Annotated in this window: 27 protein-coding genes and 1 riboswitch; of the genes, 19 read left to right on the forward strand and 8 right to left on the reverse strand. The window is 39.7% G+C overall.

From position 1 onward, the window contains the following. Nucleotides 1-21: 21 nt before the first annotated feature. Together AC4NPH_RS16565 and AC4NPH_RS16570 are read left to right on the forward strand one after the other, a co-directional pair. Entirely contained in the window at nt 22-1,410 is a 1,389-nt protein-coding gene (locus AC4NPH_RS16565) for an amino acid permease (RefSeq protein ID WP_013058506.1), read from the forward strand. Nucleotides 1,411-1,783: 373 nt separating this feature from the next. Further along, nucleotides 1,784-1,897, forward strand: coding sequence for a YjcZ family sporulation protein (locus tag AC4NPH_RS16570; RefSeq protein ID WP_013058504.1), 114 nt, complete (start codon nt 1,784-1,786; stop codon nt 1,895-1,897). Nucleotides 1,898-1,937: 40 nt separating this feature from the next. On the opposite strand, the gene AC4NPH_RS16575 is transcribed toward AC4NPH_RS16570, so the two are convergent. Continuing rightward, nucleotides 1,938-2,612, reverse strand: coding sequence for a hypothetical protein (locus tag AC4NPH_RS16575; protein WP_098314769.1), 675 nt, complete (start codon nt 2,610-2,612; stop codon nt 1,938-1,940). A gap of 480 nt (nt 2,613-3,092) precedes the next feature. On the opposite strand from AC4NPH_RS16575, the gene AC4NPH_RS16580 reads away from it, so the two are divergent. From AC4NPH_RS16580 to sigH, 3 genes are all read left to right on the forward strand, one after another. Next, a complete protein-coding gene (locus AC4NPH_RS16580) occupies nt 3,093-3,293 on the forward strand; it encodes a cold-shock protein (RefSeq protein WP_013058502.1) in 201 nt (66 codons plus the stop codon). Between the two features lie 77 nt (nt 3,294-3,370). Next, nucleotides 3,371-3,526, forward strand: a complete 156-nt coding sequence (locus AC4NPH_RS16585) for a DUF3934 family protein (RefSeq protein ID WP_162837669.1) — start codon at nt 3,371-3,373, stop codon at nt 3,524-3,526. Between the two features lie 385 nt (nt 3,527-3,911). Then, nucleotides 3,912-4,562: an RNA polymerase sporulation sigma factor SigH gene (gene sigH, locus AC4NPH_RS16590; RefSeq protein ID WP_013058500.1), complete on the forward strand. Its 651-nt coding sequence runs from the start codon at nt 3,912-3,914 to the stop codon at nt 4,560-4,562. Nucleotides 4,563-4,583: 21 nt separating this feature from the next. Here sigH and AC4NPH_RS16595 read toward each other — a convergent pair whose 3' ends face one another. Beyond that, a complete protein-coding gene (locus tag AC4NPH_RS16595; RefSeq protein ID WP_055990576.1) occupies nt 4,584-5,012 on the reverse strand; it encodes a hypothetical protein in 429 nt (142 codons plus the stop codon). 253 nt (nt 5,013-5,265) lie between these two features. On the opposite strand from AC4NPH_RS16595, the gene AC4NPH_RS16600 reads away from it, so the two are divergent. The 3 genes from AC4NPH_RS16600 to AC4NPH_RS16610 all read left to right on the forward strand — a co-directional run bounded on the left by AC4NPH_RS16600 (nt 5,266) and on the right by AC4NPH_RS16610 (nt 8,316). Continuing rightward, a complete protein-coding gene (locus tag AC4NPH_RS16600; RefSeq protein ID WP_013058498.1) occupies nt 5,266-5,718 on the forward strand; it encodes a MarR family winged helix-turn-helix transcriptional regulator in 453 nt (150 codons plus the stop codon). Then, entirely contained in the window at nt 5,687-6,886 is a 1,200-nt protein-coding gene (locus AC4NPH_RS16605) for an MFS transporter (RefSeq protein WP_029323662.1), read from the forward strand. The genes AC4NPH_RS16600 and AC4NPH_RS16605 overlap by 32 nt, the downstream gene beginning before the upstream one ends. Before the next feature lie 179 nt (nt 6,887-7,065). Further along, complete coding sequence (locus AC4NPH_RS16610; protein ID WP_053487639.1) at nt 7,066-8,316, forward strand: C40 family peptidase; 1,251 nt, start codon at nt 7,066-7,068, stop codon at nt 8,314-8,316. A gap of 39 nt (nt 8,317-8,355) precedes the next feature. Here the strand turns inward: AC4NPH_RS16610 and AC4NPH_RS16615 are convergent, their stop codons facing one another. Beyond that, on the reverse strand, nt 8,356-8,895 hold the full coding sequence (locus AC4NPH_RS16615) for a DUF2199 domain-containing protein (RefSeq protein WP_098314767.1): 540 nt from the start codon (nt 8,893-8,895) through the stop codon (nt 8,356-8,358). 152 nt (nt 8,896-9,047) lie between these two features. Here AC4NPH_RS16615 and AC4NPH_RS16620 point away from each other — a divergent pair, with 152 nt between their 5' ends. The 4 genes from AC4NPH_RS16620 to AC4NPH_RS16635 all read left to right on the forward strand — a co-directional run bounded on the left by AC4NPH_RS16620 (nt 9,048) and on the right by AC4NPH_RS16635 (nt 11,403). After that, on the forward strand, nt 9,048-9,713 hold the full coding sequence (locus AC4NPH_RS16620) for a sigma-70 family RNA polymerase sigma factor (RefSeq protein WP_098314766.1): 666 nt from the start codon (nt 9,048-9,050) through the stop codon (nt 9,711-9,713). A 29-nt stretch (nt 9,714-9,742) separates the two neighbouring features. Beyond that, nucleotides 9,743-10,324: an ATP-dependent Clp endopeptidase proteolytic subunit ClpP gene (gene clpP, locus AC4NPH_RS16625; RefSeq protein ID WP_029323654.1), complete on the forward strand. Its 582-nt coding sequence runs from the start codon at nt 9,743-9,745 to the stop codon at nt 10,322-10,324. Nucleotides 10,325-10,468: 144 nt separating this feature from the next. Beyond that, complete coding sequence (locus AC4NPH_RS16630) at nt 10,469-11,113, forward strand: Bax inhibitor-1/YccA family protein (protein WP_013058492.1); 645 nt, start codon at nt 10,469-10,471, stop codon at nt 11,111-11,113. Nucleotides 11,114-11,253: 140 nt separating this feature from the next. Continuing rightward, nucleotides 11,254-11,403, forward strand: coding sequence for a hypothetical protein (locus tag AC4NPH_RS16635; RefSeq protein WP_013058491.1), 150 nt, complete (start codon nt 11,254-11,256; stop codon nt 11,401-11,403). A gap of 73 nt (nt 11,404-11,476) precedes the next feature. On the opposite strand, the gene AC4NPH_RS16640 is transcribed toward AC4NPH_RS16635, so the two are convergent. Continuing rightward, nucleotides 11,477-11,713 (reverse strand): hypothetical protein, encoded by a 237-nt coding sequence (locus AC4NPH_RS16640; protein WP_013058490.1) that lies wholly within the window; start codon nt 11,711-11,713, stop codon nt 11,477-11,479. A gap of 157 nt (nt 11,714-11,870) precedes the next feature. On the opposite strand from AC4NPH_RS16640, the gene AC4NPH_RS16645 reads away from it, so the two are divergent. Then, a complete protein-coding gene (locus tag AC4NPH_RS16645; protein ID WP_255286311.1) occupies nt 11,871-12,557 on the forward strand; it encodes a hypothetical protein in 687 nt (228 codons plus the stop codon). Nucleotides 12,558-12,688: 131 nt separating this feature from the next. Here the strand turns inward: AC4NPH_RS16645 and AC4NPH_RS16650 are convergent, their stop codons facing one another. The 3 genes from AC4NPH_RS16650 to AC4NPH_RS16660 form a co-directional block, all read right to left on the reverse strand. Next, the gene (locus tag AC4NPH_RS16650) at nt 12,689-12,850 is read right to left on the reverse strand and encodes a hypothetical protein (RefSeq protein ID WP_013058488.1); all 162 of its coding nucleotides are present in this window, start codon (nt 12,848-12,850) and stop codon (nt 12,689-12,691) included. 68 nt (nt 12,851-12,918) lie between these two features. Continuing rightward, nucleotides 12,919-14,235, reverse strand: a complete 1,317-nt coding sequence (locus AC4NPH_RS16655) for a CitMHS family transporter (RefSeq protein ID WP_013058487.1) — start codon at nt 14,233-14,235, stop codon at nt 12,919-12,921. A gap of 296 nt (nt 14,236-14,531) precedes the next feature. Continuing rightward, on the reverse strand, nt 14,532-15,392 hold the full coding sequence (locus tag AC4NPH_RS16660) for a LysR family transcriptional regulator (RefSeq protein ID WP_013058486.1): 861 nt from the start codon (nt 15,390-15,392) through the stop codon (nt 14,532-14,534). 184 nt (nt 15,393-15,576) lie between these two features. Here AC4NPH_RS16660 and AC4NPH_RS16665 point away from each other — a divergent pair, with 184 nt between their 5' ends. The 3 genes from AC4NPH_RS16665 (at nt 15,577) to AC4NPH_RS16675 (ending at nt 18,303) form a co-directional block, all read left to right on the forward strand. Then, a complete protein-coding gene (locus tag AC4NPH_RS16665) occupies nt 15,577-16,704 on the forward strand; it encodes a 2-methylaconitate cis-trans isomerase PrpF family protein (protein ID WP_013058485.1) in 1,128 nt (375 codons plus the stop codon). Between the two features lie 94 nt (nt 16,705-16,798). Then, nucleotides 16,799-17,464 carry a cyclase family protein gene (locus AC4NPH_RS16670; protein WP_491938821.1) on the forward strand — a complete coding sequence of 222 codons (666 nt, stop codon included), beginning with the start codon at nt 16,799-16,801 and terminating at the stop codon, nt 17,462-17,464. Next, nucleotides 17,461-18,303, forward strand: coding sequence for a GNAT family N-acetyltransferase (locus AC4NPH_RS16675; RefSeq protein ID WP_097812704.1), 843 nt, complete (start codon nt 17,461-17,463; stop codon nt 18,301-18,303). Before AC4NPH_RS16670 ends, AC4NPH_RS16675 begins: the two co-directional genes overlap by 4 nt. 27 nt (nt 18,304-18,330) lie before the next feature. On the opposite strand, the gene AC4NPH_RS16680 is transcribed toward AC4NPH_RS16675, so the two are convergent. After that, nucleotides 18,331-18,909, reverse strand: coding sequence for a YjgB family protein (locus AC4NPH_RS16680; RefSeq protein ID WP_194719226.1), 579 nt, complete (start codon nt 18,907-18,909; stop codon nt 18,331-18,333). 411 nt (nt 18,910-19,320) lie between these two features. On the opposite strand from AC4NPH_RS16680, the gene AC4NPH_RS16685 reads away from it, so the two are divergent. From AC4NPH_RS16685 to AC4NPH_RS16695, 3 genes are all read left to right on the forward strand, one after another. After that, nucleotides 19,321-20,931, forward strand: coding sequence for a putative polysaccharide biosynthesis protein (locus tag AC4NPH_RS16685; protein ID WP_098196844.1), 1,611 nt, complete (start codon nt 19,321-19,323; stop codon nt 20,929-20,931). 13 nt (nt 20,932-20,944) lie between these two features. Continuing rightward, on the forward strand, nt 20,945-21,313 hold the full coding sequence (locus tag AC4NPH_RS16690) for a hypothetical protein (protein WP_098196843.1): 369 nt from the start codon (nt 20,945-20,947) through the stop codon (nt 21,311-21,313). A gap of 147 nt (nt 21,314-21,460) precedes the next feature. Beyond that, a riboswitch (SAM riboswitch) is annotated at nt 21,461-21,567 on the forward strand. Between the two features lie 74 nt (nt 21,568-21,641). After that, the gene (locus AC4NPH_RS16695; protein ID WP_029323627.1) at nt 21,642-22,652 is read left to right on the forward strand and encodes a BMP family lipoprotein; all 1,011 of its coding nucleotides are present in this window, start codon (nt 21,642-21,644) and stop codon (nt 22,650-22,652) included. Nucleotides 22,653-22,729 lie beyond the last annotated feature (77 nt).

Raw genomic sequence — 22,729 nt, forward strand, 5'->3', positions numbered from 1 at the left:
CGAGGGCTAGGAGGAAGTAAATTGGCAAACAAAGAGTTAAAAAGAGGGCTTGAATCTCGTCATATCCAAATGATTGCTCTTGGAGGAACCATTGGGGTAGGGTTATTCATGGGTTCAGCAAGCACCATTAAATGGACGGGGCCATCCGTCCTGCTTGCGTATGCTATTTGCGGCGTTTTTATTTTCTTTATTATGCGTGCAATGGGTGAGATGCTCTATTTAGAGCCAAGTACGGGTTCGTTTGCGACATTTGGTCATAAATATATTCACCCGTTAGCTGGCTATATCACGGCTTGGAGCAACTGGTTTCAATGGGTGATTGTCGGCATGGCAGAAATTATTGCAGTCGGAGCTTATATGCAGTACTGGTTCCCTCATTTACCGGCGTGGGTTCCCGGAATTGTCGCCATGGTCATTCTCGGTGGGGCCAATTTAATTTCAGTGAAATCTTTTGGAGAGTTTGAGTTTTGGTTTGCAATGATTAAAATTGTTACGATTGTTCTCATGATTATTGCTGGTCTTGGCCTTATTTTCTTCGGTCTTGGAAACGGCGGCGAAGCGCTTGGGCTGTCGAATTTGTGGGCAAACGGCGGTTTCTTTACAGGCGGATGGTCAGGCTTTTTCTTTGCCCTGTCGCTTGTTATTGCTGCCTATCAAGGAGTAGAGCTTATTGGAATTACAGCAGGAGAAGCAAAAGATCCTAAAAAAACGTTAACAAGTGCAATTCAAAGCTTAATTTGGCGTATTTTAATTTTTTATATCGGCGCCATCTTTGTGATTGTAACGGTGTATCCGTGGAACGAGCTGGATTCACTCGGCAGTCCGTTCGTTTCTACATTTGCTAAAGTAGGAATTACAGCAGCGGCGGGCATTATTAACTTTGTTGTCATCACAGCAGCAATGTCTGGATGCAACAGCGGAATTTTCAGTGCAGGACGTATGCTTTACACGCTAGGTATAAACGGTCAGGCTCCAGCCTTTTTTACAAAGGTTTCTCGAAACGGTGTGCCTATTTATAGTACCGTTGCGGTGATGATTGGCTTAGCGGCGGGCGTTGTCTTAAATTATATTGCACCGCCAAACGTTTTTGTGTACGTGTACAGTGCGAGCGTGCTTCCAGGTATGATTCCGTGGTTTGTGATTCTCATCAGTCAAATTCGTTTTCGAAAAGCAAAAGGAGCGGCGATGGATCAACATCCATTTAAAATGCCTTTTGCTCCTGTGACGAACTACGTAACCATCGCGTTTTTACTTATGGTGCTTGTAGGCATGTGGTTTAATGATGAAACGCGCATATCGCTGATTGTCGGCATTATCTTTTTAGCTATTGTCGTACTGAGCTACTATGTACTAGGTATCGGAAAGCGTGCGGAAGTACGGTCTTCTGAAAGACGTAAGCTAGTGAAATAAATGATTTTGTAAGGGAGGCTATAAAGCATTTTAGTTTAAGGAGAAGATCCGAACGATGAATGTAACGCGTTCGGATTTTTTTATTGGTATGGTGAACGTAAGTTTCAGCTCATGTATCTCATTTGTTCGTCTTTAGATTGGATTGATTTCGTTATGCCTTAATCTCTTTTGGACAGAGGAGAAGAACCGAAGTCAGCGCTTTTCTTAGGCTGTTTTCTTCTTTTAATAATGAGGTGCATGGCAAGAAGGAAAAAGAAAAAAGAAAAAACCAGAGTCAAAACGGCGTGTTCAGGCATAAGATAATCCAACTCAAGCGAAATGCAAACGGCGTTTTTCTTGAGGAAAGAGTAACTAAAGAAAAGGAAGTGTTCGTATGTCTGGAAACGCTGGATATGGTCATGGATCTGGTTTTGCTTTATTAGTTGTATTATTTATTTTATTAGTGATCATCGGCTGCAGCTGCTACGGCGGAGGCTTTGGCTGGTAATTCACTCATTTCAAAAGCCCTATAAGGGCTTTTTCTATGCTTATAAATAACGCTTTTTCCCGTTTTGATAAATGTTTACATGAAAACCGTTTACTTCACTCATAGAGATTTTAGAAGGAAAGTCTGCTGCTTTGACAGAGGAAATGATTTCCACAGTTTGATACGTCTTTGGTTCCAACGTAACAGTATGAAGCCTAGGCTTATTCATCATAAGTAAAAAAGGGGTATCTTCTTTAAAATAGGAGCGCTCATCCAGTGCTACTTCAAACGTAACGGGTTTTGAGCTGTGATTTTTAAATGAAAGGTCACAGGTGCCCGTTAATACGGTTTCTTCTTTATTTCTCTCAAATGTACAAATGCTGTTTTCTGCATCGTAAGAAACGACATACATACCTGGTAATACGGTTTTTTGCATCGCTTCAACCATATGACCAGGACCCGATATGACAATAAACGCAGCTAAAATCGTTAGTTTTAAACGATGACGATTTAAACTTTTGTAAAGGGCAAAAAGACCAAGTAAAAGTATAATTCCCCATGCATTGCTAGCGTATTGAATTCCCGTCATTGTTTCTTCATCTCCATAGATGGGAAGACCTAAAAAAGAAAAGACAGAATGACTGAGCGGCGTTGAGTTAGGAAAAGGGATGTTTAAAATAAAAACAGCTAGTAAAAAGGTGAGTCCTTTTATCAAAAGTGATCGTTCACGAATCATGTTGTTCCTCCTTAGCTATAAATCACGTATCATTATATACTATTATTATCTTTTTTTGTAATTAATGGTTATTTTATTGCGTGGGTGGAAAGAGAGTAGAAAGTAAATTGAGAAAAAATGTGCATGTCCATTTATAAGTGGCATAGTTCTTAGAAAGCAGGATATAAAATATTTATTTTTGTGGAGATGATACATATTGCTGAATGAAAAAATCTTATGCCGCATCACAATCCAGATATGTTGGTATCCTCAAAGCTGCCCGTAGGCTTTTAGCAGATACGTAATTAGTATAAAGTCTGTCTTAGAACAGAAACTTGCTATTTCTAAATTGATATGTTACACTAAGGTTAATTATTTTTGTTCGGTATGAAATTGAAAGAAGAGAAATATTCTTCAATAGAAATTTTTATCTGGAAATAGTACGATTGAGCAAGGGTAGTAATATATGCGTGGAGTAATTCCACCACTGGAGGAAATAGTATGACTGAAGGTACAGTAAAATGGTTTAATGCAGAAAAAGGTTTCGGTTTCATCGAAATTGAAGGCGGAGAAGATGTATTCGTACATTTCAGCGCAATTCAAGGCGACGGATTCAAATCTTTAGATGAAGGTCAAAAAGTGACTTTCGACATCGAGCAAGGTCAACGCGGTGCACAAGCTGCTAACGTTGTAAAAGCATAATTTTATGCAATCCAAAAAAGACTCCGACTTTGGACGGGGTCTTTTTTTATTGTAGCAAACACGCAGGTAACGGAGGAATACGTATGAGTAAAGCAAAAGGTAAAGGCGGCACGGGGCGAGGCACCGGCAAAAAAGGGTGGAACCGCTGGCAGGCGAGTGCAAAAAAGAAGAAAAATGCAAAGCCTTATAAAAGCAAGGGAACAAAAAATGCTGATAAGCCGGAAGGCAACTAATCCTATATGCGCAGTATCATCTGCAACTTCGACTTACTCTGCTTGAGTAAGTTTATTTCATATGGAAGTATTTTTTTATTGCTTTTTTTACAGATTGCCGTCACTATATGAAATAATAAAGTGATTTATGTGAATTTTCTATAAAAATTGATTTTTTTTGCAAACACTTTCATATTTCGACAACCTTTTTGATTTTTATCGGTTATACTTCTTTATAATAGATTATAGAAAGATGCAGGGGAGCATAAAGTGAGAGAGGAAAGCGACAGTTTACTCTGTACGCTTTTTACGTTTCTGGACCGTATTGCAGTAGCGTCGTAACAAGTAGATCATGCATCAGTTTAGAACACATCAAAACTCAACTAAGTGTAACGGGGGGATATGAGTGAGCGTAGGCATCGTAATTGAAAAAGTTCAAAATTATGCTATGTTAGAAGATCATGTTTTGGTTGAAATGGTTCATAGTGGAGACGAAAAATCATTAGAGTATTTAATCAACAAGTATCAAAATCTTGTGAGGGGTAAAGCAAGAAAATACTTTTTGATTGGTGCTGAAAAAGAAGATATCGTCCAAGAAGGAATGATTGGACTGTACAAAGCAATTCGCGACTTTAACGAAGACAAGCTAACATCTTTTAAAGGGTTTGCGGAGTTATGTATCACAAGACAAATCATTACGGCAATTAAAACGGCTACTCGTCAAAAACACGGTCCGTTAAATTCGTACATTTCATTGGACAAGCCTCTGTATGATGAAGAATCAAACTATACGCTGATGGATATGATTCCTGGCGATCAAATTGCTAACCCGGAAGCGGTGCTGATTCATCAAGAAAAAGTGGAAGACCGCGAGTTAAAAATTGCGGAAACACTTAGTGAATTGGAAAGAAAAGCATTGACGCTGTACATGGACGGCCATTCATACGCTGAAATTTCGAAAGAATTAAATACGCACGTCAAGTCAATTGACAACGCGCTGCAGCGTATCAAAAGAAAGTTAGGTCGAGACGTAGAAAGCAGACAAGCTATTTCATAATAGGTAAAAAACAGCCGGACCTTAAAGGGGGTTCGGCTCTTTTTCACGGCCTTTTAAAATGTCTTGAATAATTTCAATATGAACAGAAGCCCACGATTGTTCACGGAAATGAAGGAACACGCTTGGAATGAGAATAAAAACATACAGCGCCACAAAAATAATCCAAAACCAGCTGCCGTCTTTAAATAAAAATTGCTGCAGCCGCTGGGAAAATAAAAAAAAGAGCCAAGGCAAGGCAGAAACAAGGATAGGGATGACGCCGGAGCCATTTTTTTCTTTGATCATTCGGTAATACACTTTTCGCAAAGTAGCGCTGTCGAGCGTAAGGTAAAGCTGCCGAATCTCTTCCATTTCCGCTAATTCATCAATTTCTTCTGCGTTTTGGTTTTGATGAGCCGCTTTTTTCAGTTTAAGGTAGACTTTATGAGCATCGCCGCGCAGTGAAAACATATACCAGCCTCCCGCATATTGTTTCGTCTTCTTTAACAGAGTTTGCAGGTGCATGTAAATATATACAAAAAGTTTCGTGATACGAAAGAATAAGAAAACAGAAGTGAAAGCGTAAATCATTAGTAGAAAATGAGAGAAAAAAGCTGATTTTCGCTCTTTTTAGACGCCTTTACACATCAAGTAGCAGCACATATACTAATAAAAGAACAATTAGTTACCTAGGTAAATAAAATAGAAAGGTGAGGTGGGAAAAGTGAATAACTTGGTGTTTCATGAACTTCATCAAAAGTCGAGATTGTCTATTAAAGAAGTAAATGAAGTGTTAAAGGCGTACGGGCTATACAGCTCACAGTATTCAATTTTATTTTGTTTAAAGCGATTCGGCTCAATGACGCAAACAGAGATTTGGCAGTATTTAAATGTCGAAGCGCCAACGGTTACCCGCACGTTAACAAGGCTTGAAAAAAGCGGATGGATCGTTCGAAAAGCAGGCAGTGATAAACGAGAGCGCATCGTTTATTTATCTCCTCAAGCGAAGAAAAAGCTTCCGGAAATTCAGCAAGAAATTGAACGTTTAGAAGAAAATTTGCTGATTGCTTTATCCGACAGCGAACAAGATCAGCTTATCTCGTTATTAAAGAAAATTTGTAAATCTACAGAAAAGGGTGAAATGAATGACGAACCAGCAGGAGCCAATCTGGACTAAAAGCTTTATCAGCATTGCGATTACCAACTTTTTTATTTTTGTCGTATTTTATGCATTGCTGACGCTGCTGCCGATTTATGTATTAGACGCCTTAGACGGCACGAGTACGCAGGCAGGGCTTGTTATTACCATCTTTTTATTATCTGCGATTATTGTTAGACCATTTTCAGGGAAAGTCATTGAAAACATTGGAAAGAAAAAAACGCTTGTATTTAGTACCCTCATTTTTGCGCTTTCTTCCTTCTTGTATATGCTTATCCACCATTTTAACGTGCTTTTATTACTACGCTTCTTCCAAGGAATTTCATTCAGCTTAGCGACAACCGTCACCGGAGCGATTGCAGCGGATTTAGTTCCCGCTAAGCGACGAGGAGAAGGACTTGGCTACTTCGGAATGTCAATGAACTTAGCCGTTGTTGCAGGGCCGTTTTTAGCACTAACGCTTCATCAGTACATGGCATACAACATTATTTTCCTTGTATTTGGCGTGATTATGCTCGTTGGCTGGCTGTGCGGAATGATGGTTAAAAATCTTCAAGAAAACGCTGCTCCGTCAGTAAAGAAATCATTTTCACTGAGCGATTTGTTTGAAAAGAAATCCATGCCGATTTCATCTGTAGGTATACTCGTTTCTTTTTCGTATGCAAGTATTATTTCTTTTATTTCTGTGTACGCACAGTCGCTTGGATTGATTAAAACAGCAAGCTTTTTCTTTGTCGTGTTCGCAGCTGCGATGCTGATTTCACGACCGTTTACAGGAAGATTATTTGATAAATCTGGCCCAAACATTGTGATTATTCCATCATGTATTGTCTTTGCGATTGGTCTATTTAGCTTAAGCTTTACACATTCTTCTTGGATGCTGCTGTTTTCAGGTGCGTTAGTAGGACTAGGCTACGGAACGCTGCTTCCTAGCTTCCAAACGCTTGCGATTCAAGCGGCGCCTGCTCACCGAAGCGCATATGCAACTGCTACATTCTTTACGTTTTATGATAGCGGTATTGCGGTTGGTTCATTTGTATTAGGAATTGCAGCAGGTGCTTTAGGGTATTCAAAACTGTACTTTGCGCTTGGTATTTTTGTTCTTTTGATTACACTTTACTACAAGTGGATTGCAAATTTACGTCAAAAACAAAAAGCAGCAAATATCCAGGTGGGCATGAAATAAAAAAGCTCGGCGTAATATGCGCCGAGTTTTTTTCTGGATTTTTTACAGGACTTTGGAAGGGAAGCATATTTAAGTCAAAAGGTACTAGCCAATTCCTATCCATCTGCACCATACTTTAACAGGGGAACCATTTACATATAAAACTTCTTGGATGAAATAAAAAACAAAGGAGAACAAATATGAAAGTAATGAAACCTCTTATGGTCACAGCGTTAGGGCTTAGTCTTGCCACTTTTTATGAAGGCGCTTTTCCTGCAGAAAAAGCTGTGCAAGTACAGGCTGCAACAGATGAAAACGTGATTGCTGACAAAGCAAAAACGTATGAAGGAGCGGATTATACGTCTGGAGGAGAGACGCTAAGCGAAGGGTTTGACAGCTCTGGCTTCGTTCAATATGTGTTTAAGCAAGCGCTTGATACAACGCTTCCTCGTTCCGTGAAAGAACAGTCAGAGCTTGGAACAGATATCGATAAAAACGAGCTGCAGGCAGGCGATGTATTGTTTTTTGACACGGATGAAAACGGTGAAGTGAACGTAGCCGCTATTTATATCGGAGACGATGAAATGATTTATGCATCTTCTTCAGATGGAAAAGTTGTGGTGAAAAACATTTCAAGTAGCGCGTATTGGTCATCACATTTCGCCAAAGCAAAGCGCATTACAGGAGCACCGGAAATTGCAAAAGATAATGAAGTCATTGCAGAAGCATTAAAACATCTCGGTACACCATATGTATTCGGAGGCGAGTCGCCAACGGACGGCTTTGACTGTTCTGCATTTGTTGCATATGTATTTCAACACGCATCAGACGTGTACCTTCCGAGATCAACCGATCAGCAGTGGCAAGTTGGAGAAGAAGTTGCTCGCGCAGATTTAAAGCCAGGAGACGTTATCTTTTTTAAAGATACGTATCGTGAAGGGATTTCACACGTCGGCATCTACGCAGGCGGCAATCAGTTTATTCATGCCAAGCGCAGCGAAAATGTGACGGTGGATTACCTGACAAGCAGCTACTGGACGTCTAAGTACGCAGGAGCAAGACGCTACGATGACTTATCGCTGTCAAAAGACAATCCATTTGTGACGGAATCTCTTAAATATGTAGGAGAAGTACCTTACGCACAAGGTGGGACAAGTCCTTCTACAGGCTTTGATACGGCTGGTTTTGTTCAATACATTTACAAAGAAGCAGCTGGAAAAGACATTCCGCGCTATGCGAGTCAGCAGTGGGAAACAGGAGAAACCATTTCAAAATCTGACTTGAAGCCAGGAGATCTCGTCTTTTTTGAAGGAAGTTCGCTTATTCCATCTATCTATATTGGAAATGATTACGTCGTTCACGTATCTACATCTGAGGGCGTGAAAATTACAAACTATAAAGTAGACAGCTACTGGGCGCCTAAATACCACGGAGCAAAGCGCATGCCATAAAGGTAAAAAACCAAGACAGTCTGGGGCTGTCTTGTTTTTTTAATACGAAGTCAATTGTTTTTGTATGTCTTTGATTCGCTCTAGCGTTATCCCTTCCCGCTGCTCGACGGCTAAAGGGTGATCGGTCGGCTCTAATTCAATGAGCGGCCGTGTTCCAACAGATCTTGTATGCACTTTTGTTTTTAAATTTAACGTTTCCGGATAGCCTGGAATTGAAACTGAAAACCAGCCGAAATAAGGCGGTTCATTTTCTCTTTTGTCACTTTCCCATAAATCTGTCATTCGGCGGAAATTTTCTTCACTTAAAGAAACCCATATGTTCCAAGTGAAAAATTCTTCTTCATTAAGAACAGGAATTTCAACACAGCCTCTAATGAAAAAATGTTCTTGATTCATGATACAAATCTCTGAATATAGTTCAAAGTCGTTTTGTCTTTCGTCGTCTGACACGTCATAATAGTAAAAAGGAGCTTCACTTGTATAGCTCATAGGCAAAGCAGGCTGAGGGTGTTCACAGGTTAAGTCTTTATAGTGAAGTTTGTTCGTTTTCTTCTTGCCATATAATCGTCTTCTTCGCATATTATTTTAGACTCCTCAGATAAAAGTATCTTCATTATAATACAAAAAAATGGCTGCTTAAGCGTATAATGTGTAAAAAAGTTTGATCCCCCGTATCTTTTGAACTTCCTTTAATCGTTTAGTAAATAGAGAGTGCAAAAGGAGTGAAAATCATGTCACATTCAAAAAAAATCGAAACACAAACAGAAAGCTTTGACGATGCCTGCTGGAACGAGCATTACCCAAAATTGCAGCAGTACTGCCGCTTTTTAGCACAAAATGTGTGGGATGGAGACGATATTGCCCAAGAAACGTTTTTAAAGGCTCAGCGATATAAAAGTGAAGAGCATAATCTGTCTTCTGCGCTGCTGAAAAAAATTGCGTATCATCACTGGATTGACCTGCTGCGAAAAAGAAAGCGTGAAGGAATAGTCGAAGAAAAAGCTTTGGAACAACAAGCTGAAAAGCATACGTTTGATAGTAAGGGATACTCGGTCGAGCTGCTGATTAGCCAATTTACGCCGAAGCAAGCGGTAATCTTTTTCTTAAAAGAAGGATTCCGCTATCAGCTGAAAGAAATCGCTTCGATTTTACAAACGTCAGAAACAGCGGTAAAAAGCAATTTGCATCGTGCCAAGCAGCGGTTAGAAAAAGACGGGGAGCCATTTTCCACAGATTCTTTTTGGAATGAAAAAGAACGAAAAGAGCTGTCAGAGCTTTTTTATAAGACGCTAGAAGCGCAGGATCCAGCACTTTTGATTCAGGCTTTGCCTTCCTTAAAAAGTGTCATTCAAAAACCAACGTATACTCCGACGTGCACTCTCTGCATGGCTGCATAGCCGTATTACGTGTGATAAGGAGGATATATATGAGCACGATTCCATATGTAATTGAACAAAGTAACCGCGGTGAACGTTCGTATGATATTTATTCGAGGCTGTTAAAAGACCGAATTATTTTAATTGGTGATGAAATCAATGATCATATTGCCAACAGCGTGGTCGCACAACTCTTATTTCTTGCGGCAGATGATCCTAAAAAAGATATTTCACTTTACATTAACAGCCCTGGAGGTTCGACTTCAGCAGGGTTTGCGATTTATGATACGATGCAGTATATCGAACCGGATGTTCAAACGATTTGCACGGGCATGGCTGCTTCTTTTGGCGCACTGCTTCTCCTAGCAGGAGCAAAAGGAAAGCGCTATGCACTTCCGAATAGTGAAGTTATGATTCATCAGCCGCTAGGAGGAGCTAGAGGGCAGGCAACTGAAATTGAAATTAGCGCCCGGCGGATTTTAAAATTGAAGCAGCATATTAATGAAATCATATCAACACGAACGGGACAGCCGGTTGAAAAAGTGGCAAACGATACGGAACGAGATTATTTTATGAGTGCTGAAGAGGCAAAGGAGTACGGAGTTATTGACGGTATTCTGTTGCCGAAATAAAGAGGTGACAAGGAAGCATAGACGGCAGCGTCTATGCTTGCTTTCTATAGAAATAAGAAAAAAGACCTTAGCATTATCTTTATTTTTCTTAAAAAGGTAGGTATTATATAAAATATAGCAGATTTTAGAAAGAAGGTTTTACACATGCAAGAAGTGATTGGAGTAGAGCAGCGGTCTCTGTTTCAAAAAGTATTAGTAACATTTATTTTTTCGTTATTTATTTCAACAGTTGGCTTATACGTAGGTCAATATGTGCCGCCGGCTTATTTTATTCCGTTAGCGATTGCTGAACTTGTGATGCTGGTTGCGGCATTTATGTTACGAAAGAAAAAAAGCGTAGGATACGGTTTTACATATGCGTTTTCGTTTATATCAGGCATCACGCTGTTTCCGATTGTTAGCCACTATGCCTCAGTAGCGGGAGCGCAAGTCGTTCTTTATGCGTTTGGAAGTACGTTCGTTATTTTTACGGTGATGGGTGTAATTGGCGCAAAAACAAAAAAAGATCTAGGGTTTTTAGGCAGCTTTTTATTAGTGGCGCTGTTAGCATTAGTGTGCATCAGCATTTTCTCGCTGTTTAGTCCATTAACAACGCCTGGACTGATGGCATTTTCAGTGATTGGTACCATTGTTTTCTCACTATATGTGCTGTATGATTTTAATAAAATGAAGCACGGTGAAATCACTGAAGAGCTTGTTCCGATTTTGGCATTGTCTTTGTATTTAGATTTTATTAATCTATTCATCAACTTGCTTCGCTTTTTCGGTATTTTAGGAAGCGACGATTAATAAGAAAGAGGCTGGGACAAAAGTGTTTTAGCTGAAGGAAGATCCGAACGTTGAAGGTTCTTGATGGAGAATCTTCAACGTTCGGATTTTTTTATTGGTAGGATGAGCGTAGATTTAATCTACTTAGTTGCTTCTAGCTGTTGATTGGAGGACAAGACGGAGACTCCTGGGGGAGAAGCGGAACAGGTGAGACCCCGCAGGAGCCTATGCGACGAGGAGGCTCAGCGGCCGCCCGCGGAAAGCGAAAGTCTTGCACGGAAATAAACAGCGGTCTAATAAGCAAGCCATAATAGATCATTTGCCCAATTTGTTCGTCTTTAGATTAAAGTGATGTAGTCATGTATCAACCTTTTTTTGTTTTAGTTATTCTCCGCCATCTCCATCCTCGCTAACGTCATCCTCTGTTTTTTCATAGTTTGGTCCGGTAGCGTAAGGTTCTTTAAAAAACTTGTCAAACCACGTGGAGCTTGTAGCGACCGCGCCGTTTTTAGCGTGAATAAATTCACTGATTGTATATATTTCAACGACTTGCTTTCGATATTTCCGAAATAAAAATGCGCTGGCAACAACGCCAATGCTGATGATTATATACGTATTCATGAAATCCTCCTTATAAAAAGGTTAGTGTTATGTATGCCGGATAAAGAAAGGATATGCGAATCTAAAACAAGTTCGTTTAGTGGTGCGAGTCTTTGAAAAAATGGTAGTATAGAGCGTGCTTAGTACACAGAGAACGTAAACTTTTTTGGAAGGATGCATGCTAGTGGTGAATTTTAAAGAGTTTTTTACTATTTCTTCATATGAAGTAGTTGAATATTGGAGTCGAACAGAAAACGGAAAGAATATAGATGAATACGAAGTGATGTTATATAACGAAAACGTCAGTCAAACAGAAAATGTGATGATCAAGTTTAAAAAGGTGAGCGATGAAATAGTAGTTGAAAAGGTCCAAACTCTCTCTTATTTTGATCAACAGCGTCTTAAACACCCCTGTAAGATTTGCGGCAGCGAAATGATGGTAAAAGAGAACAGTAGCGAAGAAACAGAAGTTTACGTGCATGATTGTTCATTTAACGGTGAGGAAATAGAGGATTGTTTAAGGGAACTAGTACAAAATGAACTTTTGCAGGATGGATTTACTCAAGAAGAATTTGAACGGAACTATGGAGTTAATTATCGTGATGACAGTAATAAAGAATATGGCTTTTACGATGCGCAGCAACGAAATACTTTTTATACCATCTTTAACGATAGTGTTTATCACACCTCTTACGCAGGACCACAAGAGCTGCGCTGTAAGTTTTGCGGGATGGATGAAGAGCTGCTTGTTGTAGACGGAGCCTTCTATCAGAAATGCGCAGTGTTAACTCCACATACCAATCGAATTATTGATATGATTGAAGCAAGAAAACAAAACGAGCCGAACGTAACAAAACGTCCATGAGAGGAAAGGGGGTTGGCAGCTGCTTTATAACCTTCTTGGTAGGAGTTTGCAAAAAACATAAAAAAAGAAGCTTCCTTTTGAGCGAAAGGAAGCTTATCAAGTTTGTACCTATAGGGCTGAGTGCTGCGTAATTAAATAGCTATCGGAATAACCGACGAATCATTAAAGTAAACAACTTCTGAAAGAATACTGCAGCCTTTCAGCTTTTTTAGCTGAGAGAGCGCTTCTTCTTTACTGTCAAACTCGTACATTCTCATTTCACCTTTTCCTACATAACACGTAATTACATACATTTTAGAAGTACCTCCACCTATCATTTATCAATTTATTAATAAAAAGCCATGACAGCTTTTATTCCCTATTAAAATAGTGTAAGTGCGCCTGTGATGATAGCAAGGACAATTAGAACAAGAGACGTCAAAATGGCCCATTTAAATGCAAAGCGCTGATGTTCACCAAGATCAACACCTACCATACCTACAAGTAAGAAAGTAGACGCAACGAGCGGACTTAATAGATGAACAGGTTGTCCGAGTACTGAAGCTCGCGCAATTTCCATTGGATCAATTCCGTAAGAAGCTGCAGTTTCAGCGAAGATAGGTAAAACACCAAAGTAATAGGCATCGTTACTCATCACAAATGTAAACGGCATGCTTGTTAAAGCGACGATTGTCGGTAAAAACGAACCGAGTGAATCAGGGACTAAATGAATTAACAGGCTGGCCATTTCGTCAACCATTTTAGTGCCGGATAGTATTCCTGTAAAAATACCAGCTGCAAAAACAAGCGCTGCAACGGTTAACGCGTTGCCTGCATGAGCCATTAAACGTTCTTTTTGATCCTCGAGTTTTGGATAGTTAATCATAAGAGCAAGCGCAAAACCAATCATAAATAAAACGGAAACAGACCAAATGCCAGAAACTAACACGACCATGAGTGCAATGGTTAAAGCTAAGTTAATCCAGATTTTTTTAGGCTGTGTAATATCTTCTTGAGAAGTTAAGGACGCGTCTTCAGCAAAAGCAAGCGAGCTTTTTAATTCAAACTGCTCGATGTCAATAGCACCAAGTCGTCTTCGCTCTTTTTTCCCAAGGATATAGCCTGTAAAGATTACCCACAAAGCTCCGCCAATTAACGTTGGAAGAAGTGGAATAAAGAACTCTGATGCATCGAGGTGAAGGGAGACAATCGCACGAGTAGCCGGGCCTCCCCAAGGCGTCATGCTGCTCATGATACTAAGAGAAAGCATCGCAACTGTCGTTAACACTAACGGACTCATATTCAGGCGTTTATAAAGGGGAAGAAGAGCAGAAACCGTAATCATATAAGTGGTTGTACCGTCTCCGTCTAGTGCAACTAAAAGCGATAAAAGAGCCGTTCCGATGACGATTTTAAGCGGATCGCCTTTTACGATTTTTAACAGCTGCTTAATTAGTGGATCAAACAGTCCAGCATCAATCATAACCCCAAAATATAAGATGGCGAACAGCAGCATCGCAGCTGACGGAGCTACTTGTTTTAACCCTTCTAGCATCATGTCTCCGACGCCTTTACCAAACCCTCCAATCACCGCAAAAAGAAGTGGAATGACCATTAAAGCTACGATAGGAGACATCCTTTTTGACATAATGAGATACGTAAAGACAATAATCATTGTAAAACCTAGTAGTGCTAGCATTCAAACAACCTCCTTTATTTTCCCTCTTTTCTCTGAAAGCGTTTTCTTTTAGAGTAAAAAAACGTGACTAACATCTCTCATCCCCATGTATGAGTCGTAGTTTGATTATTAAGAATTTTTAAAGCCGCTCTTTACTCCCGCTGATGTTTCTTGTTTTCATGTTAGTACATTTTTAAAAATAAAGGAAATATAGGTTTTTTTAGAAAGTTCATAAAAAAATTTTATAATGGTAGTCTAGAAAAAAGCTTGGTCTAAAAGAGAGATTCTTCCAAGACGCAAACTTTTTAGCTTTTGCTTTATTTTTCACTTAGCTTTAAAAAGTCAATAAATGCTTTCACGACCGATAAATTCAAGTAAGAAGGATCATACATGAGCCACGTGTTTCGAAGCAAAGGTGATTCATCTCGGTACGAAAGTCCGTATGTATATAAGTTGTCGCTGGAGTGAAGGCAAATTTCAGGTAAAATTGCAAAGCCTAAATCATTTTTGACCATTTCTTTGGCCGTTTCTTGCCGGTCAACTTCCATTGCCACAAACGGAGGCTCTGAAAACTTGTCATGCCACCAGTCTTGAATGAGATCTTTTAGCGACGTATCGGTTTTATAATTAATATAAGGCAGGTTCGGCAAGTCATCGATCGCAATCTCTTTTTTCGAAATTAAGCAGAGCCGTTCTTTCGTCAGCAGTGATTTTTCTCCGTTCCACGGATAATTGCCTCGTAAAATACCAACGTGCACACGCGAAGAGTCTAATAGATTCATAACTTGCGTACTCCAGCCCGTATTGACGCTGAACTGTACATTTGGGTAGTGAAGAGAGAACTGTTTTAAAATTTTAGGAAGCTTATGCTGTGCAAAGTTACTCGATACCCCTAAGCGAAGCGTTCCCGTAACGGTTTCGCTCATATTACGTATGCTGTCTTTTGTTTCCTGCAGCTGCTTCCACATATTTTCCGCATAGCGAACAAGATGCTCACCTTCAGATGTAAACTCAATTCCTTTTTTCGTTTTGAAGAAAAGCGACACGCCAAATTCTTCTTCAAGATTTTTAAGGCGGTAGCTTAAAGAAGGCTGCGATACGTAGAGCCTTTCAGCCGTTCGCGTAATGTTCTTTTCTTCGTGAAGCGTTTTAATTAATATCCAATCTTTTTGATCCATCCCAATTCCCCCTTGTATTTAGATTATAAAAAAATTTTTAAAAAGACAATAAATTTTATGTATTTTACTTATGACCACCTCTATTATACGATAAATGGCAAATGAACCGGTTCTAAATAGTAAAAAAATAAAATGGTTTGATGAACGCCTCGGCGTTTGTTAGTAGGGGAGAAAGGTGATTAATATGACGCGCATTCCTGTAACGGTTATGAGAGGTGGAACGAGTAAAGGGGTTTTTATCAATCATGAAGAAATGCCTGTGAACAAATCTGATTGGGAACCGTTTTTGCTAGATATAATGGGAAGTCCGGATCAACGTCAAATTGACGGGTTAGGCGGAGCCAATTCGCTGACGAGTAAAATTGCGATTATAAAAAAATCAGATTTAGAGAAAGCTGACGTAGATTACACGTTTGCACAGGTCAGCATCAGCGAATCCCTCGTTGATTTTAAAGGAAACTGCGGCAATATCTCTTCAGCGGTCGGACCTTATGCCATCGAACAAGGAATTGTACAACCTGTGGAACCGGTGACCAAAGTGCGGATTTATAATACGAATACGAAAAAAGTAATTGTAGCGGAAGTAGAAGTAGAAAACGGAAAAGTGAAAACAGAAGGATCGTGTATGATTCCTGGAGTGCCAGGTACGGGTTCACCCATTTATCTTTCGTTTGAAAACGGAGAAGGAGCCGTTACTGGAAAACTGCTTCCGACCGGGAACGCTATTGATCTTCTGCAAACATCCATCGGGACAATAAAAGCATCAATTGTTGATGTAGGAAATCCGCTTGTATTTGTTAAAGCAGGGGATATTGGCCTAAAGGGAACAGAACTTCCGCATGAATACACGGACAAACAGCTGAAGCTATTTGAAGAAATTCGCTCCATTGCAGCGGAAAAAGCGGGGCTTGCACCTCAAAACAAAGCAACTAAACTATCACCAGCGGTTCCAAAAATGACGATTGTTGCTCCTCCTATGGACCATCGCGACGGGACTGGCAGAGAAAAAGCTGCTTCTCAAATGGACGTATTAATTCGCATGATGTCGATGCAAAAACCGCATCAAACGCTTGCGATTACAGGAGCAATTTGTACAACGGCGGCTATTTATACAAAAGGCACGCTTCTGTCAGAAATGGTTCAACTAAAAGGCGATACCGTTCGGCTTGCTCATCCAATGGGAATTATGGAAACCAGTGTGGATCTAAAAGATGGACAGGTTAATGGAATCAAAGTAGTGCGTACAGCTCGTCTTATTTTTGAAGGATTTGTTTATACAAAGCACACGTACGATGTATGTTTATCAAGTTAATAATGTTCTCTAAAAAAAGCTCTTTCTAGGAAACTAGGAAGAGCTTTTTTATGTTAGAATATTTTTACTGAATATTGAAAAAGTGGGTGGGAGTATGAAAAAAAGAACGTATATTGATCTAAGCCACATCATTGAAGACGGAGTTATCACACATAAAGGCTTGCCGGCACCAATCATTTGCGACTATTTAAGCCGAGAAGCGTCTAGAAAGCTTTATGAACCAGGGACTGAATTTCAAATCGGTAAAATTGAAATGGTCACGAATACCGGTACGTATATTGACGTGCCGTTTCACAGATATAAAGACGGAGCGGATTTGGCTCAAACGGCTATTGATAAAACAGCCGGACTGGAAGGAATAGTCGTTTCGGTTGACCCGACTTTAACGGCTATTGATGAATCTCATTTTCAACATATAGACGTAAAAGGCAAAGCGGTATTAATTCATACGGGATGGGATCGCTACTGGAATACAGACGATTATTTAGAAAACCATCCATACTTAACGGAAAGCGCGGCAGCTTATTTAGTGTCTCAACAGCCCGCTCTTGTCGGAATTGATTCGATGAATATTGACGACACAAAAGGAAAAGCAAGACCAGCTTATACGCTGCTGTTAAGGGCGGATATTGTGATTGCTGAACACTTATGTCACTTAGATCAACTAACCGAGTCCTTTTTATTTTACGCTGTGCCTCCTAAAATAAAAGGAGCCGGAACGTTTCCGATAAGAGCATTTGCGGAGGTAGAAAGAAAATGATCCAGTTACATAGATATAGAGAAGTGCAGGAATTTAAAAACCAAGTAGAACCGCTTTTATCAAAAAATGAAGTTCTTCATAACTTAGCGCTTGGCATTTTACACGGCTTAAATGAAAGCAGCAAACCAAATTTTATGGGCGTTATTTTTAAAGATAGCCGTGTTGTGCTTGTGTTACTGCAAACGCATCCTAAGCAAATCATACTGTCTCAAATACAGAAGCTAACGGAGGGTGAACTAAGCGAAGCGGCAGAGCTGTTACAAGAAATCGACATACCGGGCTTAGTTGGAGAGAAACAAACGGTTTTATATCTTTCTCAAAAACTAGCAGATTTAAAAAATCAAGAAGCTTCTTTGAAAATGGATCAGCGCATTTACCGGTTAGACAAAGTGAAAAAAGCTGCGGACGCGGAAGGAGTGCTGGTAAAAGCAAGGTTGGAGCACCTTCCGCTCGTGACAGAATGGATTTGGGAGTTTATGGGCGTCATTGGAGAGCCTGTGTCAAAAGAACAAGCTGTCAAAACAGGCGAAGCTTTTATTAAAGCAGAACGGTTATTTTTATGGGAAGTGAACGGGAAGTATGTGTCGATTGCCAATGCTACGCGTCCAACGACTCATAACATTACAATTAACTTTGTATACACACCTCAAAAAGAACGTAAAAAAGGCTATGCATCAAGCTGTGTGTCGACGCTTTCTCAGCTGATGCTAGACAGTGGTTTTCAAACAACAAGTCTATACACAGATATGACAAACCCTACGTCTAACAAGATTTATATGGAGATTGGGTATGAACACGTAGCTGATTCAGCATTAGTTTTATTTCGTGAAAAAAAGTAGCAGGCTGTCTGCTACTTTTTCTATTACTTAAGGCTTTTCAACTAAGTTTACGTGATTTAACGTTTTGCTATCATCAAAAATAAATTCAAGATCATAGGCGCCGGCATGATACGTGTACTTCGTTTGAGTCGTACCATCACCTTTTACTTTGCTTGTAAAGTTCGGCTGACCTAATTCTTTCTTTAAGTTAGCTTGCGTGATGGACCCTAGATTTGTTTGACGCTCTACATTTGTACCAAAATAGCGGATTTCGTTAATGACATTATTTTGGTCATAGCCAAATGCATATCCAGGGTGACCCATTTCCGCATGATAGTAGTCAAAGTTATTTGATGAACCTTCAGGCGGAGGACCGAACTGATCTCGAACATCTTGACGCAGGCTTTTGCCAATTTTTAAGTCTGCTGTTAAGCGCGGCACTTCGCCTTGCACCGCCGCATTATAAATTTCGTTAATGTTTTTTACAGCTGTTTGATTTTGACTGCTTGTTTCTTGAGATGTAGCTGCGTGTGCTGGGGTATCAAGCTGAGCCACAGGAGCAAATCCAAACGCAGCAATTCCTGTAATCGTTGCAGCGGCAGCTACTTTTGAAAAACGTTGTTTCATTTTCACAATCGTTTCCTCCTTTATTTATATCGATTTAGCAACTCCGACCTACCTAAAGAGCAGGTAGGTCGGAGTTGCTAGACCTAAGCGTCTGCCGCCCCCCTTGCGGGTTAGGCAGCATCCGCCTAGGTGAACCTTTGTGGGAGTAGTCAAGGAGTCTTGGTTGAGTTGGTAACTGATATATATAATGTAACACGCCTTTCAGAATATAAACGTCAGGTAAGGTGAAAAGCAAAAAACGATTCATTTATCATAGGTGAAAAGATTGGTTTGTATTCCTTTATTATGTAAAAAAACGTAATATAGGAAGAATTATAAGTCTTTATAAAAAACTAGATAATAACTGTAAGTATGATACAATAAATCAAGTATTTGTTAAAAATATAATATTTATTGCTGGAGTTTTGATGTATGGAAAAAAATTTGATGAGAGGCACGCTTTTGTTAACAGCGTCTTCTTTGTTAACAAAGATTTTGGGTTTTATTTATATTATTCCGTTTACAGCACTAGTCGGAACATCAGGTTACGCGCTTTATAAGTATGCATACGGTCCATATACCCTGATGCTTAGCTTATCAACGATGGGTCTTCCGCTTGCTGTTTCGAAGTATGTATCGAAATATAACGGTCTTGGAAACTACCGGGCAGGGCAAGATCTATTAAAAGCAGGCCTTCTATTAATGACGATAACAGGCATAATAGGATTTTTAGTCCTCTATACCATGGCGCCGTGGCTCGCTGAACTAGTCATTAACGGAAAAGATTCATCAGGAAATAGTCAAAAAGACGTGGTGTACGTCATCCGAATGGTGAGCTTTGCTTTAATTATTATCCCGCCTATGAGTCTATTACGAGGCTATTTTCAAGGTAATCAATCCATGGGACCGTCCGCGCTGAGTACAATTATTGAGCAAATTGTGCGCGTGTTGTTTATTTTAGTAGGAGCATACGCTGTCATTCATCTTTTTCATGGTACTATGACAAAAGCTGTTGGAATTGGTACGTTTGGAGCGTTTATTGGAGGCGTAGGGGGAATAGGGATTCTCGGTGCCGTTTATGCAAAACGCAAGCGGTTAATTATAAAAGAAGTGAACAGCGGAAAGAATAATAAATCCGTTTCATTCTCTTTAATGTTCAAAGAGCTTGTGACGTACGCCGTTCCGTTTGTATTAGTTGGTTTAGCTATTCCAATCTATCAAAATATTGATACGTTTACGATTAACATGCTCTTTCAATCAATAGGATATGGACAAGCTAAGGCTGAAACGATTAACTCTGTCATTGGATTAGCACAAATTTTAGTGATGGTGCCGGTATCGTTAGCAACTGCCTTCAGCATGTCGCTGATTCCCGGTATTACGTCTTCTTTTGTGCAAGGGAATTTACGAGAAGTGAAAGGGAAAATTACAAAAACACTGCAGCTGCTGTTGTTTTTTACTCTTCCTGCTGCGGTGGGGCTTTGTTTATTGGGTAAGCCGGTATATATGATGATCTTTGGAGCGAAAAACAGTCCTGAAATCGGTGGAGTTGTTTTACAATGGTATGCGCCTGCTGCGATTCTCTTTGCTCTTTTTACCGTAACAGCCGCGATTCTTCAAGGAATTAATCAGCAAAAGAAATTAATTTTGGGCTTGGGCTTAGGAATTGTTGTGAAGATAGTATTAAACGTACTGTTGGTTTCAAGCTTAAAAGAAATTGGACCTGTTGTCGCGACGTACGGAGGATATGGTGTATCGGTTATCTATAACTTTTATTTAATTGAAAAATCCATTTCTTACCGAGTTCAATCACTGGGAAAAGCCGCGTTGACGCCTGTTTTATTAGTAAGTGTGATGTCAGCCGCTGTGCTTATTGGCAATTATGCTTCTCACTATTTTCTAGAAAATAAGCTGTCTGCATCTTCACTTGCGATTAGCACATCTTGTATTTCAATTGCTTTAGGTGCTGCTGTGTATCTAGGACTAGGCGTAAAAACAAGTTTAGGGCAATCTGTTGTATTAAATAGAAGAAAAAGAATGTAAAGGAGAGAAAGAAGTGTCAAAACGATTTGTACTAACCGTAGCCGCTGGAGGATGTATCATAATTTTCGGCGCGCTGCTGCTACTAAACTGGGAAAAGGTGTTTGGAGACTACCGTCCCATTCAAACAGCAAAAGCTGTCTTTAAATTAGAAGTGGGAAGTCAAGATGTAGCAAAGACTACGGATTCAGATAATGTTCTTTACTATATGGTGAAAAAAGGACATCTAGATGAATATATTCAACTGATGAATGAAAAGGGATACGTGTTAAAAGAGAAAGATATCGATCATAACCGACTTGTTTTTAACGATGGACAAGAGGATGAGCAAATTTACTACAAGCGCTTTGCTAGGAAGTATACGATGATTGATGGAGAAGGGTAAAGGCCTTCACTTGTATTTTAGTAGACTAAAACCGTATAATCCTATCTGTTTTTAAAGTTTTTTTGTATGAAAAAGAAAAATAATATTGACAATTGTTAAAAAACTATTAATATTGACTATATTACATAAAACAAATAGCTATTGTTTTCCTTATCAAGAGAGGTGGAGGGACTGGCCCTGTGAAACCCGGCAACCGCTGTCTATGACAGAATGGTGCCAAATCCTTAAGAACAGTATGTTCTTGAAGATGAGGAAGAGACGTTTGGTTAACGAGCTCTTCCTTTATATAAAGGAAGAGCTTTTTTATATTATGGGGGGAGTAAGTCAAATGAAGAGATTTCTTGTTTTAGCAGTTGCGCTTGTACTACTCGTAACTGGCTGTCAGTCAAAAAGCACAAAAAGCAGTGGAAGCGAAGAGAAAGGAAAGAAGCGAATAGCTCTTGTTTTACCTGAAAAGATTGGAGTTAACCCGTTTTTTCAACAAATGGATGATGGAGCAAAACGCGCTGGGAAGAAGTATAACATTGATGTAAAAACAATTGAGTCTACGGATCAAGCAGCCATTGAAAGTAACTTGCGTGCTGCCGTAGCAGAAAACTATGACTTGATTATTACATCTTCTTTTGAATCCGAAGATGCGTTGAAAAAAGTAGCTCAAGAAAACCCGCAGCGTCAATTTGCGATTATTGATACAGTGGTCGATTTACCAAATGTAAGAAGCGTTGTATTCCGTGAACAAGAAGCTTCATATTTATTAGGAGCAGCGGCAGGATTGGTTACAAAAACGAATAAAGTAGGAATGGTTGCAGCTGATGATATTCCATTATTAAAAAAATGGACCGTAAGTTTTAAAGAAGGATTACAATCAACAAATCCAAAAGCAGAATTTCTAGTAAACTATGTTGGAAGCTTCTCCGATCCAGCTAAAGCAAAAGAACTTGCTATTTTACAGGCTTCAAAAGGAGCTGACTTTATCGCCGGAGCTTCAGCGGTAGGCGACTTGGGTGTATTTGAAGCAGCAAAAGAAAAGGGTTTTTATACGGCAGGCCAAGATATTGACCGTACGGAAGTAGATCCTGAGCATATCGTTTTATCGCAGTTGAAAGGATCTGATGCGGCTGCTTATGAAACGGTAGAAGCACTCGCAAATGACAAATTTAAATCCGGTGTAGTGACATACGGCTTAAAAGAAAAAGGTGTTGGGTTAACGTATGTGACTCAAGACAGCAAGACGCCTCTTAATGACTTTGTAGGGCAAGATGTAATTGATCAATTAAAAGAAATTAAAGATTCGATTATTGATGGAAAAACAGTGGTAAAAGATCCGTTAGCAAAGTGAGTTGAAAAGAGAAGTCGAGTAAGGCTGGCTTCTCTTTCTTATTTTTGAAAAAATCCTAATGGGGAAAGGAGCAATGA

It is taken from the genome of Priestia sp. MDV22-iso46 (assembly GCF_058629175.1).